Source organism: Trinickia sp. (assembly GCF_051961175.1).
In the GTDB taxonomy this organism is placed as follows: Bacteria; Pseudomonadota; Gammaproteobacteria; order Burkholderiales; family Burkholderiaceae; genus Trinickia.
Genome location: NZ_JBQCDN010000327.1, coordinates 1 through 13,252, shown reverse-complemented (window position 1 = coordinate 13,252; position 13,252 = coordinate 1). Strand labels below are relative to the sequence as shown.

Here is a 13,252-nt window from a genome sequence, read left to right as displayed (position 1 = left end):
CCTTACCCAATGGCTTGGAGTGGATATGTCCGATTTCATTACCGTTTTGCGCGAAACCTGCCCGACTCCGGTCGTTGATGCAACCAAGTGGAAGCGCATCGGCGGTGACCCGCACACCGTGAACCTGAATGCTTACCTGTCCAAGGACGGCAGCAAGATCATGGGCACCTGGATTTGCACCCCTGGCAAGTTCGAGGTGAACTATGAGAAATGGGAGTTCTGCCACTTTCTCGACGGCTACTGCATCATCACGCCGGAAGGCGAACAGCCGAAGCACTTGAAAGCCGGCGATGTGTTCGTGATCGAACCGGGCATGAAGGGCACGTGGGAAGTTGTGGAGACGGTGCGGAAGTATTTCGTGTTTGCGTGAGGCCGATGCGAGGGGAGGGGTGTTGATGCAGGATCGGTAATCCATTCGGCACCCATTTTCTTGACAGCGGCTGCCGCGCCGGTCCAGGACCGGCGACTCGACGATAATCGAGGGCGTCAAGCGCGCCGGTGCTCACAAGCGCTACCTGAACAGCCTCGACGGTAGATGCGCGACTTCATCCCGTTTTGTCGGGCTTGGATGCCTTCCCCAGACCAAGCTTTTCCATCGCTTCATGGGCGTCGATCACCATCGTGGCGATCTCGCCTACCGTGACCCGGAGGCTCGTGGCTCTTGAGCGCATGTGTTCGTATGCGTCATTTTCGTTCAGCCGATGGGCATCCATCAGGATGCGAATGGCCTTCTCGATATGGCGTCGCGCCTTGATCGCTTCCTCCAGCTTACCGATCTTGTGATGCAGTCGCTGCTGATAGCCGGAGGATGCACGTGACAGCACCAACGTACTCAGAATCCCGGTGGAGCGGTATGGCTTCGTGATCACGCCGTGCGCCTGGGTATCAACGAGCATTTTCAAGGCGGTTGGATTTTCGTAGTCGGACAATGCGATGAGCGTCGCTTCGGTGTCGGCCGCAGACCAGTTTCCCGCGCTGCGAAGTTCGGGACCCACGAGGAAGAAAATCACGTCGACATCTACGGGCAACTGCGACGGAAACGGCCAGACGACGCGTACCGGACAGCCGATCCGGCGCAACTGCTCCTCCAGAACGCTGCGATCATCCCCCGGCGGATGGATCACGAGGACGCGTAGCGTTCGCAGATCGTCAAACAACCGACGCGCACCCGTGTTCATGCCGGTTCTCCATCGAGCCAGAACTCCGCGAAGCCGTACGATGTTAAATAGGGATCCGGTTTGATCGGAGCGCGGCCTTCCCACACCACGTCGAATGCGCCGTCCGGTCGACAAACGGCGATGCGAGGAGTCAGGATCGCGTGATTGTTTTCGCGATCGATTTTCAGCAGCCCCTCCGGTGAATCGAATTCAACATCGCGGGCCGCCTCTACCAGTTTTGCCGTATCAAGACTCCCGGTGCGAGCCAAGGCCAGGGCAAAGAGGTGCACCTGGTTGTAAGCCATCTCGGACCACATGCTGGCGGGTTGATCTCCGAAGCGCGCCTGCCACGATTTCAGGAAGCGCTTGTTGCTCTCGTTGCTCAGCGAGTTGACATAGCTGGCAGAAATGATGTGGCCACCGCACAAGTCCGGACCGATCATCCGCGTTTCGCCTTCTGTCATCGTCAGGCTGGCGATCGGGATGCGTGCGGGATCGATGCCGTGCTCACGGTACAGCTTGTAGAACGCGCGCGCTCCGCGGCCAATCAGCGTCGAGAAAACCACGTCGGGTTCGACCGCCTTAATCTCCCGAACGATGGCCTCCAATGCCGATGGATCGGCGTCGCTGGGCAGATAGACTTCTTCCACGATTTCGCCGCCATGCTCTTCCACCATATCGCGCATGATCCGGTTCGATTCTCGCGGATAGATATAGTCCGCGCCCACCAGGAAGAAACGACGGCCATGATTGCGGAGCAGATAGGCCGCCAGTTGCATGCTGTTCTGGTTGGGCACCGCACCCGTGTAGATTACGTTTGGCGAATACTCGAATCCCTCGTAGATCGAGCAGTACCACAGCAGCGCGTTGTTGCGCTCGATCACCGGCAGCACAGCCTTTCGGCTCGACGAAGTGGAGCAGCCGAAAATCACCGTCACGTCGTCTTCCTGCAGCATGCGCGTGGCGAGTCGCCGATATTCATCGGGATCGCTCTTCGGATCGTACACGACCGGGTCGAGCAGACGCCCTTCGACGCCGCCGCCGGCATTGACCTCTTCGATTGCAAGGACGGTGCCAAAGAAATGCTCGGATTCGGTCGCTGCGGTCACGCCGGTTCGCGAGTAGAGGACGCCGATGCGCCAGCCATCCTCGTGGGTACCCTGCCGCAGGTCAGTCGAAGAGGTGACGGGTGTGTTGTCCGCACGTCGACTGCCAGCAGCCGGTTCCGCCGCTCGCACCGCGGGATAGTCGTATGAGCTTCCAATGGTCATGGCATCGCTCCATCCATAATTGGGGAGACCTGTTCCCGCAGCGAGGTCACCCGTCCTGTCGTTGGCTGTGCCGACGCTATGTTGTCCGGCTGCCGCATGATCGACCCCATTGGGTCTCCTGGTTGCAGCGCTTCGTTCGCTGCCTACAGCGCGGGATGACGTCCCGCCGTAGCCGCGATCGCCTGCTCGACGAACGCAGCGGCGTCGAGGCATCGTGCATCCTCCCACGGACGGCCGATGACCTGCACGCCGATCGGACCACCTCGCGCGCCCCATAGTCCGGGCACGTTCACGCACGGGCATCCCAGCAATGTCCAGTTGCGATTGAACGCGGGATCTCCAGTCGAACCCAGCCCGTGGGGTGCCTCGTCGGCAGCACTCGGCGTCAGCAATCCGGTGAGGCCATCGAAGAGCTCGGATAGCCTGTCCTTCGCCTGTGCCATCAACACACACGCCTTGGCGTACGTTCCCGTTTCGACCGCAGCCGCCCGGTCGAGAAACGCCGCAAGCTTCGGCGACAGAACACCACGATGATGATCGTACTCGTATCCCAACGTCTGCCAGGCTTCGTAGCTCTGGATCGTGTCGTGTGCGCTGACCATGTCCGCCATCCAGGAACCGAAGCGTACCCGCCGCACGCGGCCACCCGCGCGCTCGATTGCCCGAATGGCGGTATCAAGCGCGGCGCTCGCATTCACCGACGGTTCCGTCCACGGGTAGCTATCCGGAACGCCGAAGACAGGGCTAACCGCTACGCCGTCCACGGCGAGTTGGCGGCCTGACAGGACCTGGGCGAGGTAAGCGACGTCGCGCACACCGGCAGCAAACAGACCGACGGTGTCGAACGACCATGAGAAGCACTTCATGCCGACCGTGGGCAGCATGCCGAGCGTCGGTTTGTAGCCGGCAATGCCGCAAAACGACGCGGGCCGGATGGTCGAGCCGCCGGTTTGCGAACCAATCGCGAAAGGCACCATCCCGGCCGCCACAGCCGCAGCCGAACCCGAGGACGATCCGCCAGCCGTACGTGCCATGTCACACGGGTTGCGTGTCGCGGTCGGCGCCATGTAGGCGAACTCGCTGGTCACGGTCTTGCCCATGATGACGCCGCCATTGCGACGCAACAGGGTGACGATCGCTGCATCCGATCTGGGCTGGTAGCCCTCGTAAATAGGTGACCCATAGCTGGTGACGAGGTCGTCGGTGTCGAAAATATCCTTCACCCCTATTGGCATGCCTGCCAGCGCCCCCTTCGCAGCGGCCGCCGAAGCCATCATCACGGCTTCGCGCTGAGCGACGGCGGTCATTGCCCTTACGTCCGGATCGACGTCCTCTATGCGCGCAAGGGTGTCGAGGATGACGCGACCACGCAATGGCGGGTCGTTGCCGATTCGTGTGAGCAGATCCAGCCCGGAGACAGGTCGATAAAATGAGTTTGTGTTCATCGAGGCTCAGTCATTGGAGGGTGTCAAACCCGTAGGTGCTCGAAGATCGAACCTGCAGCTTCTTCGTCTTTCGCGTTGCCGTGATCGATGATTTCGCCTTGCTTCAGCACGGCATAGCGGTCAGCGACCTTCAGCGCGAATGGGACGTTCTGCTCGATCAGTAGAAGCGTGGTGCCATGGCGGCTACGTTCCCACAGCAACGCCTCGGCCAGCCGGTCGATCACGGACGGCTGCAAGCCTTCCGTGATTTCATCAAGCAGGATGATCGACGGGCGCATCATGAGCGCACGGGCAACCAGCAGCATCTTCTGTTCGCCGCCGGAGAGCGTCCCGGCGTACTGCTTCAGCCGGCTCTTGAATACCGGGAAGATCGGTTCGATTTCGTCAAAGCGTTCATCGAAGACCGATGCCTTGGCAAGCCCCAGGCGAAGGTTGTCGCGGATGGTGAGATCCTGAAACAACGCATGTTCCTGGGGAGCGTAGGCGATTCCAGCCCGGGCGATCCGATGCGGCGCCATCCGGGTAATATCTTGCCCGCGCACATGGATCGTGCCGGTCTTCTTCGGCAGGTAACCCATAATCGTCTTGAGCAACGTGGTCTTACCCATGCCGTTCTTGCCAAGCAAGGCGACCGCCTCGCCGTTAGCGACGGTCATCGACAGTTTGCGAAGCACGACGGATGCCTTGTAACCGCTGGTGACGTCCTGCAGGTCCAACGCGATCTGGCTCATGACGCCTCCTGATGTGTCGTGGTCCCGCCGGACGCCGTGCCCTGCGCGGTTCCGGCATAGATCGTCCTGACCAGTTCCGAATTGACCACCTCGTCGAAGTTGCCCTGCATCACGATGCGGCCTTGATGCAGGACCACGATACGGGTAGCGATCTCGGCAACGAAATCAAGATCGTGTTCCACCAGCAGACAACAGAGCCGATACTGGTGAGCCAGTGAGGCCAGCACGGTGCCAATCTGCGTGCGCTCGGTCTTGGTCAATCCGGCGGTTGGCTCGTCGAGCAGCACGATCCTTGGCTCCAGCGCGAGTACCATCGCCAGTTCGAGCGCCTGCTGTTCCCCGTGCGAAAGATCCTTTGCCACCGCGCTCAGCATCCGATCAAGACTGGTGGTACGGACCACCTCCATGGCATAGGGCGGCAAGGCAAGCGTGTGCGAGCGTCGGAACAGTGAAGGTCGTTCGATGATCGTGCCTGCGATTCTCAAACATTCCGCGACGGTGAGTGTGTCAAAGACGTTCGCGTTCTGAAACTTACGGCCCAGCCCGAAGTGCACGCACCGGTCCGGCGGCAGTTCCCGGATATCGTTGCCACAGAGTACGACCGTACCGGCAGAACGTTCAGCGCCGTCGCTCATGCAGCGCATCAATGTCGTCTTGCCGGCGCCGTTCGGACCGATCAGGCCAACCAGTTCGCCCGCGTTGGCGTTCAGCTCAATGCCCTGCAGCACCTTGAGGCTGCCGAAATGTTTGGCGACTCCGCTCATTTGCAGCGCAGGGTCTGATTGTGCCGGTTTGTGCTCCGCCCGGACCGGCCGCCCGACCAGTTGGGGTTCAACGCCGTTGCCGGCCAGGTGGCGGAACGGCTTCAGAAGCAACGGCACCAGACCTTGCGGCAGCAGGACGATCACCGTCACAAATGCGGCGCCGAGGATCAGTTGCCACGCAAAGGGCATGCTGCTGCTGAGATAGGATGTCCCGACGTTGATCAGGAGCGCGCCGATCACCGGTCCCCACAACGTTCCCCGGCCACCAAGCGCGACCCAGATGATCAGTTGGGTTCCGAGGACAAAACCGGTCAGTTCGGGAGCGACCACGCCGCTAAACGATCCGTAGCCGAAGCCTGCGAGGCCGGCGATGATTGCAGTTGCAATCAGCAGGATGATCTTGACAAACGAGGTATTGATACCGAGGTACGAACAGCGGGATTCATTGTCGCGAATGGCCGCCAGCACGCGACCGCCATCACTGCGCACGAAGAGCCACGCCAGTGTTGCGATGACCAGCAACGCGGCCCCGGCGATCCAGTACCAGACCTGGAGCGACAGATCGAACGTCTCATAGCCAGTCAGCCCTGAACTTGAGCCGGTCCATTCACCACCGGACAGCAGCAACTGGCTGAGGACGATCGGCAGCACGAGTGACATCACGGTCGCGAAAAACGGTGAAGCGCCCCGATAGAAGGATAGCCAGCCGAGCAGGGCAGCGACGGCCGCAGTCGCCGCGATGGCCACGCCCAGCGCCAGCACGACGTAACCGGCCGAGAAGCCACCGTGCGTGAAGACCAGACCCGCCGCATAGGCGCCCAGGCCAAAGAAGGCCGATTGCCCGAACGTCAGATACCCCGTGTATCCCCAAAGGAGATCCACTGTCACTGCGACGATCGAGAAGAAAAATGCCTGAATCAGGATGTTTAGAAGATACGTGCCGAACAGAAACGGACCAAAGGCCAGTAGTAAAGCGGCGAACCCACCAACCATAGCCCATCCACGCGCATGCATCGTTCGCGGCTTGCGCACTCGCTCCTCGCCGTGAGAGGAATCGACGCCGACATGATTCGGCGGCGCGTTGACTTTAGCCATGAGAGAACCCCTTCGGACGAATGCGCAGCGTGAGCGCGGCTAGCACGGCGATGGTCAGGCCGCCCAGTACCGGACTGACAAACGTGCTGACCACAACCTGGCATGCCCCGAACACGAGACACGTGACCAGCAGGCTGACCATCGAGTAGCCTGACACCATGACCAGCATGAAGGCGCTTATCAGCCACGTCAGTCCCATATTGGGATCGACGCTCGACAAAGGCGTAATCAACGTGCCGGCCAGGGAACCCAAGGCGGCCCCGAGACTGAACGTGATAAAGCGGATGCGGCCCGAATGGATGCCGAGCCCCCGCGCCAAGTCTTCGTTCATGATCACCGCACGGGTCTTGACGCCAAAGCGTGTTCCCGTGAGAAGCGCAGTCATGAGGGCACAAAGACCGAGAGCGATCGGAATCAACAACAGGCGGTAGGCGGAATAATCGGTGCCCGCGATCGAGAAAGCCCCTTTCAGCGGTGTTTCCACGAACTGGACCTCGCGACCGAAGGCCATCACGATGAGCTGTCCGATGACGATTCCCAAGCCCCAGGTGGCGAGAATCGCGTCGAGCGGGCGCTTGTAGAGGGGCCGCACGATCACCTGCTCGACAAGCATGCCGACAGCGGTGCCGACAACGATCGCCAGCGGCAAACTGACCCATGGGTTGAGCTTCAGTTGGGTGACCACGAAGCTCGCGTACGCGCCCATTGTCAGCAAGGCGCCATGGGCGAAATTGACGATTTTCATCACGCCGAAAATGACCATTAACCCGGCGGTCACGATAAACAGCACCGCCGCGGTTGTGAAAATATCTAGTGCTAGAACCATTGTCGTCTCCAGTCACATCCGCCTGCGCACTGACGAGGCCCGGCGATCAGGCGGATGCAGCATTGCCGAGCGCGCTTACTTAATGTTCGGGCACTGTGCGCCCGGGTCCACGTCCGGAAAGGTTTGCAGGATCTTCACGGAGCCGTCTGCCTGAATCTGGCCCAGACGCATTGCGAGAGGCGTGTGCCGGCTCTTGTCCATCGTTACCGGCCCACGTGGTCCGTCGAACGACACCTGATTCAGCGCCTTGATTACCTTTGCAGGATCGGTAGTGCCTGCTTTCTCGACGGCAGCCTTGTACAGGAAGAAGGCTTCGTATTGCGGCTCGGACAGTTCGTTCGGTGTTTTCACGTCCTTGCCGAACTGCCTATCCATGGCCTTGAGAAATTTCTTGTTTTCGGGGGTGTTGATACTCGTCAGATAGGAGCCGGACATGTAGATCCCCGTGGCGACGTCCCCCATGCTCTTCGCTGTCCCTTCGTCGATGGCGAGGTTGCCATAGGGTAGCGTCAGCCCCGAACCCTTGAGCTGCTTGGCGAGCGCGACGTTGGGCGCACCGCCGGCGGTGGCACTGATCAGTGCGTCGGGATGAGCCGAGCGGATCTTGGACAGAATCGGCGTCCAGTCACTGCCGTCGATCGGCAGGTACGCTTCCCCGATCACCTTGCCGCCATGCTGCTCAATGTATTTCTTCGTGAACTCGAGCATGCCCCGGCCGAAGGCGTAGTCGTTGCCCACCAGGTAGAAGGTCTTGGCGCCCTTGCTTTTCTCGAAGTAGTCGACGACCGGTGCGACCTGTTGCTCCGGCACCCAGCCGTTCACGTACATCCACGGACTGCACGACCGGCCTTCATAGAACGACGTATAGATAAACGGCTTCTTGCCGCGCGCGACGATGGGAAGCGCCGCGTTACGGGCGGCACTGGTTTCCATCGAAATGATGGCGTCGACGTTCTTCTGGAAAACCAGCGTGTCGTAAGCCTTCTGTGCACCCACGGCGCCGGACGCATCATCGGCGATTTCGAGTTCGACCTTGCGGCCAAGGATGCCGCCGGAGGCATTAATTTCGTCGACCGCAAGTTGAGCGGACTGCACTACCGCTGGGGCAACCACGCTGTTGGCGCCGGACAAGCCGACCGCGACACCGATCTTGATGGGATCGGCCGCTAACGCGTTGGTGCAGGTGCCGATGGCGGCCAATACCGCAATGGCGCCAACGAGGATTCGTTGTTTGAACGGATTCATGCTGTTTCCTTCACTGATGGTCTGACTAGGGTTGGGGGTCATGCGAACGCCGGTATCTCACGAGCGTGAGGAAGGCCAGCCGGTGCCCAGCATCGTGTCGTACACGTCAGTGCGCCGATCGCGCAACACGTGGTTGAATGCGTTGAGCGTGCGTCCCGACCGGGTGCGCAGCAGATCGATCGCGGCATATAGGATCTCTTCCTGGTCGTGACTGGCAGGTCCGGCCAGGGGACTTCCGTCGCCGCTCACGATCAGGCTCTGGCCGATGAATGGCTGACCGCGCTCGGTGCCAATTCGATTCGCACACGCGACAATCAGGCCGTTGCTATGCGCGGCGGCCATGGTGAGGGTCGTGGCCATCGCGGGACGATCGGCCGACTGTCCCCGCATCGGTACCCAGTTTGTCGGCACGCAAACGATGTCCGCGCCTTGCGCGGCGGCGAGGCGATACACCTCTGGAAACCACCCGTCGTAGCAGATGGCGATCGAGATTCGCCCCAATGGCGTATCGAAGACCGGGACGCCCCGGTTGCCGGACTCAAAGAAAAGGTGTTCGTGATCCCAGAGGTGGAGCTTGCGATAGATGCCAACGAGACCCGAGGGACCGACAAAAATGGCTGAGTTATAGAGCCGCTTCCCCTCGCGCTCGGCGATACCAGCAACAATATGAACACCCAGGCGCTGCGCGACATCCGCCCACGCCTGTGCCGTTTCACCGGTCGGGAGGTCCTCGGCAAGTGAGAACGCTTCCTCACGGTCGGCAAAGACATAGCCGGTATTGGTCAGTTCGGGCAGGACGACCAGGGATGCGCCGTTTTTCGCGGCCTCTTCGATGTATTCGATCGACCGCACAACGTTTCCGTGCTTCTCCCCGACACGGGGCTCCATCTGCACGCACGCGAGCACGGGGCCGTTGAGTCCGTGTCCGCGAGGGTTGCGCTGCAACAACTCCATTTCTTTCTCCAAAAGCAAAAAGCCCCCGAACCAGCGTGGTACGCAAGTTCGGGGGCTGCATAGCCTTCCATGTGTGGCGCGGCATCGTTGCCGCGGCGCTGCCAAAAAGCATGGCAACTGTTGTCGCAAATTTACGAGACTCGCATCACGCCGTCAAGAAAATTGCCGTCTTGGAGGGAAAGTCCCTAGTGACGTTGAGAATCCTGGCGCGGGAAGCGTCAGTGCAGACAAGTCGACCGGCGCCAACTGGCTAGGACGTCTGGCGCAATGCGCTCACGTGCCAGGCTTGTTCACCGAAACCGAAACGCTATACGCAGTTCCAGAGCCAGACCACGACAGCGTCATACCGCCCAGCGGCAATTGCACATTCGCCTTGCAGCTCCCTGCCGCACCGGTTGTCGTCGTGCAAGCATTGGCGCCACGGTGACGCATCCCGTCGAACGGATCGTTGTAACTCAGCACGTCAGTATGCTGGTCGGCAAAAGTACGGGTGACGGTAGTCCCATTCACCGCGGTAATGATGTGGCTATCCTCGGTGACCGTGCTCAGGCCGGTGCTGTTGCTGACAGTGGTTTGCCAGAAGGCGCTTGTCGTACCGATCGCGGGCAGGGGCAGTGTCGTTTGCGGAACAAAGATGCCAGCACCGCCGCCTGTGCCCAGTACTGTCGCAATCCAGAGGACGTTGCCTTGCGCGTTTCTGAATCCGAACGCGTGAAAACCGGCATTGCCCGCGGTGCCATCGTCAATCCAGTCCGCGCCGCCATCGGAAGTGGCAACCAGATGCCCATACGGCGTAACGGTGTCGACTGCGCAGCTCCCGTAGCCGTTCGGGCAGTTGGTTGCCGCAGTGGTGACGCCCTTCGAATACAGATGGGTGCCAAACAGGTTTTGCTGTGAGCCACTGAAGAACGCGAAGTTGTAGCCCCCATTGATGACGCTCGGGTCCAAGGTCTGGGCCGGCATCGAGAGCGATGCGACGCCCGTCGTGCCGCTGCCGCTAGTCCAGGACGCCAGCCCGGATTTGGCCACCAGCACGCGCGTCGAACCTGGATCGTTCAACGAGAAATCGCAGGTCGCGTTCTTGGTGAGCTGATAGGTCGTGCCGCTCATGGCGACGGTCAGTTTCGCCGCATCCACGGTGACCAGCGTCGCAGACCCATCGGATAGCTTGATCAGGCGGTGACCGCCGCTCTTCAGCGCCGTGCAATCCGGGTTCGCGGGCGCGAGGAGGGTGCCAAGGGTCGAGGTGGCTGCGGTGGTGCTGCCGGTGCTGTTGGCAACCGCGGTGGTCAATTCGCTCAAACTCGTGCCGGCGCTCGTGATTGTGGATTGCAGCGCGTCCAAAATGCCGTCATAGCCTTGATGGCTGCCAGCGCTGATCGTGCCGCCGATAAAGTCGCTGATGCTGGAAGGATCGACCCCGGCGTTCTTGAGCACGGAAACCAGGGCCGATTGGGCGCTGCTGACCGTATCGGCGCTCACTATCGTGGTCGGGCCAAAGTTCGACGCAAATTGGGCAGGGTCTTGCCCGCTCAACTGGGCGACAAGCAGTTCGGTGAGCGGCGTGATTTGCGCAGTGGTATTGCTGCTGCCCGACCCGGAGCCCGGTACCACTGAATGCAGGACGACCGTGCTGTCGCTGCTGGTGGCGGTCAGCACGCAGGGCAGGCTACCGCCGCTGAGCGTGATCGAATAACTGCCGTCAGCGGCGGTGGTTGTCCCGCCCGAACCGGATGCGCAAGTCAGTTTGACTGCTGCGCCGGACATGGGTGCACCGGTGGCGACCGTGCCCTTGACGACCTGCGCCGCAGCACGGTCGATGCCGGAGGTTGGATCGCTGCCGCCGCCGCAAGCTGACAAAACCAGCGCCGCAGCGCTGACCGCAATAAGTGTGAGCTTCATTTCCCCGACTCCTGAATCGTTTTATTGAGTGGATCGGATTCTCCTGACGCTCGCTCTGCCGGTCATCATTCAGATGGATGAAAAACAGGGAACAATGCGGGCTCTTTCGGTTATTCTTGCCCGGTAGTCGAATGCGCCTGTAGGGGGTGTGTTGGCACGCCCGGGGCACGTGACAATTCAGAAAAAATGCGCCTGAGCGCGGTGATTTCGGGGAGAAAGAAATTGCTAAGAGATCAGCTCATCGGAGACCTCTATGAGGCCGCGTTCCGACATGACGATTTTCTCGAGGTGTTCCATCAGGTCACGACTGCATTTGGCGCGAATTGCTTTCACATGTTCAGTTGGGATGCCTTGCGTAATGCTCCCCATCTTTCGATCTACTCCCCTCGCCAGGAACTGGACACCCTCGTTGCGCAATACGACCAATATTACGGCGCGCTCGATCCACGCAGAGCTTTTGTCGAGCACGCAGCGATCGGAGCGTTTGTTTCTTGCCAGGACTACCTCACTGAGGAATACGTCGCGCGTAGCGAATTCTTCCAGGACTACCAGCTTCCAGGGGGCTTTCGCTACTTGATGGGGGTGCGCCTGGCGCGTCCGGGCGGTGACGACATTCTGCTGGGTCTGCTACGAGCACATGGCAGAACGCCCTACTCACGCGAAGAGCGAGCGATGGCTGCCAGCATGACCGGGCACCTTCAGCGATCCATCAATCTTTGGCAGGACGCGAAGATTTTGCATCGCGACGCCGCGATAGGCTCGGAATTGATGGGGGAACTCGATCTTGCGGTATTCGCCTTGGATGGACATTTCCGTGTCGTCTTTACCAATCAGGCGGCCGAATCCATGTTACGCGCGACAGCCTGCCTGAAACTGGTGCATGGCCGACTAACGGCTGCTCCGGCAGCCGAAAATGACGCGTTTCAGGCAGCGATTGCCCGCGTTGCCCAAACGAGGCGCGGCGAAAGCCTGGCCTTGCGAGGAAGCTTGGACGGAGTCCACGACATGTTCCTCAATATCACATATCTTCCCAGGCAGGCCATGCGTGCGGCGTTTGGCGATGCAGCCATGATGGTTACCGCCAGGCGACGACGCGCAGGCACCCTCGTCGTTGCAGATCAGTTGCAGGAGGTGTTCGGCTTGTCGAGAGCGGAGGCCGCGGTCGGGGAGGCTTTGATCAGCGGCAAGACGCCTGATGAATGTGCCGCCAGTCTTGGCGTTTCACTTGCCACGGTCCGCACGCAGCTGCGGGCGATCTATAACAAGACACACACCCGAAACCAGGCAGAGGCTGTCAGCGCAATGCTGTGGGTGCTTCCACGCCGCCAGCCTACTGACCGATGAGGGGAACGGACAAAACGAAAAGCCCTTGATTCTTTCGAATCAAGGGCTTTTTCTTGAAGCTGGTGGCGAATCAGGGATTCGAACCCCGGACCTGCGGATTATGATTCCGTCGCAGCGCCCAGCATTGCCCCCGCTTTATCCAACAAATCAAATGGTTACGTGCATCCAGGCCAGCATTGTACCCGCACTCTCCCGCATTGCCGTTGACAGTTCGTCGACCGTCACCGAACGGAGCGTGACTCATCAACGTCACGCTTGAACGCGAGCATTAACGCCGACATACGGTCTGCCTCAGCTTTGCCCGGCACGGACTCCCCGCACGCGGGGCAGTAGTCAGCCGTCACCGAAGAAATGATCGTGGCCTTCCCCCTGTACACGAAGGGTACATCCCTCGTGTCCCGAACGAGATCGGCTGCGCCACAAACAGGGCATTTCATATCGGCACTCCCACAGTGAGGCTTGCGGCGACTAGATTTTTTCCACCTGCAAGACCAAGACAATATCAGAGCGAGATCCAG

12 protein-coding genes are annotated in these 13,252 nt (G+C 60.4%); 2 read left to right on the top strand and 10 right to left on the bottom strand.

Features of this window, described 5'->3' with window-relative positions:
* Nucleotides 1–25: 25 nt before the first annotated feature.
* A complete protein-coding gene (locus ACTHL0_RS19625) occupies nt 26–370 on the top strand; it encodes a cupin domain-containing protein (protein ID WP_440568535.1) in 345 nt (114 codons plus the stop codon).
* 175 nt (nt 371–545) lie between these two features.
* Here ACTHL0_RS19625 and ACTHL0_RS19620 read toward each other — a convergent pair whose 3' ends face one another.
* The 9 genes from ACTHL0_RS19620 to ACTHL0_RS19580 all read right to left on the bottom strand — a co-directional run bounded on the left by ACTHL0_RS19620 (nt 546) and on the right by ACTHL0_RS19580 (nt 11,390).
* Nucleotides 546–1,178 carry an ANTAR domain-containing response regulator gene (locus ACTHL0_RS19620; protein WP_440568533.1) on the bottom strand — a complete coding sequence of 211 codons (633 nt, stop codon included), beginning with the start codon at nt 1,176–1,178 and terminating at the stop codon, nt 546–548.
* Nucleotides 1,175–2,428, bottom strand: a complete 1,254-nt coding sequence (locus ACTHL0_RS19615) for a transporter substrate-binding domain-containing protein (protein ID WP_440568532.1) — start codon at nt 2,426–2,428, stop codon at nt 1,175–1,177. The genes ACTHL0_RS19620 and ACTHL0_RS19615 overlap by 4 nt, the downstream gene beginning before the upstream one ends.
* Before the next feature lie 143 nt (nt 2,429–2,571).
* The gene (locus ACTHL0_RS19610; protein ID WP_440568531.1) at nt 2,572–3,873 is read right to left on the bottom strand and encodes an amidase; all 1,302 of its coding nucleotides are present in this window, start codon (nt 3,871–3,873) and stop codon (nt 2,572–2,574) included.
* 23 nt (nt 3,874–3,896) lie between these two features.
* Nucleotides 3,897–4,604 (bottom strand): branched-chain amino acid ABC transporter ATP-binding protein, encoded by a 708-nt coding sequence (locus ACTHL0_RS19605; RefSeq protein ID WP_440568529.1) that lies wholly within the window; start codon nt 4,602–4,604, stop codon nt 3,897–3,899.
* Complete coding sequence (locus tag ACTHL0_RS19600) at nt 4,601–6,463, bottom strand: ABC transporter permease subunit (protein ID WP_440568528.1); 1,863 nt, start codon at nt 6,461–6,463, stop codon at nt 4,601–4,603. Before ACTHL0_RS19600 ends, ACTHL0_RS19605 begins: the two co-directional genes overlap by 4 nt.
* Nucleotides 6,456–7,289: a branched-chain amino acid ABC transporter permease gene (locus ACTHL0_RS19595; RefSeq protein WP_440568527.1), complete on the bottom strand. Its 834-nt coding sequence runs from the start codon at nt 7,287–7,289 to the stop codon at nt 6,456–6,458. Before ACTHL0_RS19595 ends, ACTHL0_RS19600 begins: the two co-directional genes overlap by 8 nt.
* 75 nt (nt 7,290–7,364) lie before the next feature.
* Nucleotides 7,365–8,534 carry a substrate-binding protein gene (locus tag ACTHL0_RS19590; protein ID WP_440568526.1) on the bottom strand — a complete coding sequence of 390 codons (1,170 nt, stop codon included), beginning with the start codon at nt 8,532–8,534 and terminating at the stop codon, nt 7,365–7,367.
* Between the two features lie 57 nt (nt 8,535–8,591).
* Nucleotides 8,592–9,488 carry a nitrilase family protein gene (locus ACTHL0_RS19585; protein WP_440568525.1) on the bottom strand — a complete coding sequence of 299 codons (897 nt, stop codon included), beginning with the start codon at nt 9,486–9,488 and terminating at the stop codon, nt 8,592–8,594.
* A gap of 273 nt (nt 9,489–9,761) precedes the next feature.
* Nucleotides 9,762–11,390: a hypothetical protein gene (locus ACTHL0_RS19580; RefSeq protein WP_440568524.1), complete on the bottom strand. Its 1,629-nt coding sequence runs from the start codon at nt 11,388–11,390 to the stop codon at nt 9,762–9,764.
* A gap of 186 nt (nt 11,391–11,576) precedes the next feature.
* On the opposite strand from ACTHL0_RS19580, the gene ACTHL0_RS19575 reads away from it, so the two are divergent.
* Nucleotides 11,577–12,734 (top strand): helix-turn-helix transcriptional regulator, encoded by a 1,158-nt coding sequence (locus tag ACTHL0_RS19575; RefSeq protein ID WP_440568523.1) that lies wholly within the window; start codon nt 11,577–11,579, stop codon nt 12,732–12,734.
* A gap of 221 nt (nt 12,735–12,955) precedes the next feature.
* Here ACTHL0_RS19575 and ACTHL0_RS19570 read toward each other — a convergent pair whose 3' ends face one another.
* Nucleotides 12,956–13,171 (bottom strand): type II toxin-antitoxin system MqsA family antitoxin, encoded by a 216-nt coding sequence (locus tag ACTHL0_RS19570; protein WP_440568534.1) that lies wholly within the window; start codon nt 13,169–13,171, stop codon nt 12,956–12,958.
* Nucleotides 13,172–13,252 lie beyond the last annotated feature (81 nt).

What these genes read in the sequence shown, in the direction of transcription:
- ACTHL0_RS19615 (WP_440568532.1), bottom strand. Translation starts at nt 2,428, where the DNA reads ATGACCATTGGAAGCTCATACGACTATCCCGCGGTGCGAGCGGCGGAA.
- ACTHL0_RS19590 (WP_440568526.1), bottom strand. Translation starts at nt 8,534, where the DNA reads ATGAATCCGTTCAAACAACGAATCCTCGTTGGCGCCATTGCGGTATTG.
- ACTHL0_RS19595 (WP_440568527.1), bottom strand. Translation starts at nt 7,289, where the DNA reads ATGGTTCTAGCACTAGATATTTTCACAACCGCGGCGGTGCTGTTTATC.
- ACTHL0_RS19585 (WP_440568525.1), bottom strand. Translation starts at nt 9,488, where the DNA reads ATGGAGTTGTTGCAGCGCAACCCTCGCGGACACGGACTCAACGGCCCC.
- ACTHL0_RS19610 (WP_440568531.1), bottom strand. Translation starts at nt 3,873, where the DNA reads ATGAACACAAACTCATTTTATCGACCTGTCTCCGGGCTGGATCTGCTC.
- ACTHL0_RS19570 (WP_440568534.1), bottom strand. Translation starts at nt 13,171, where the DNA reads ATGAAATGCCCTGTTTGTGGCGCAGCCGATCTCGTTCGGGACACGAGG.
- ACTHL0_RS19605 (WP_440568529.1), bottom strand. Translation starts at nt 4,604, where the DNA reads ATGAGCCAGATCGCGTTGGACCTGCAGGACGTCACCAGCGGTTACAAG.
- ACTHL0_RS19625 (WP_440568535.1), top strand. Translation starts at nt 26, where the DNA reads ATGTCCGATTTCATTACCGTTTTGCGCGAAACCTGCCCGACTCCGGTC.
- ACTHL0_RS19575 (WP_440568523.1), top strand. Translation starts at nt 11,577, where the DNA reads ATGCGCCTGAGCGCGGTGATTTCGGGGAGAAAGAAATTGCTAAGAGAT.
- ACTHL0_RS19600 (WP_440568528.1), bottom strand. Translation starts at nt 6,463, where the DNA reads ATGGCTAAAGTCAACGCGCCGCCGAATCATGTCGGCGTCGATTCCTCT.
- ACTHL0_RS19580 (WP_440568524.1), bottom strand. Translation starts at nt 11,390, where the DNA reads ATGAAGCTCACACTTATTGCGGTCAGCGCTGCGGCGCTGGTTTTGTCA.
- ACTHL0_RS19620 (WP_440568533.1), bottom strand. Translation starts at nt 1,178, where the DNA reads ATGAACACGGGTGCGCGTCGGTTGTTTGACGATCTGCGAACGCTACGC.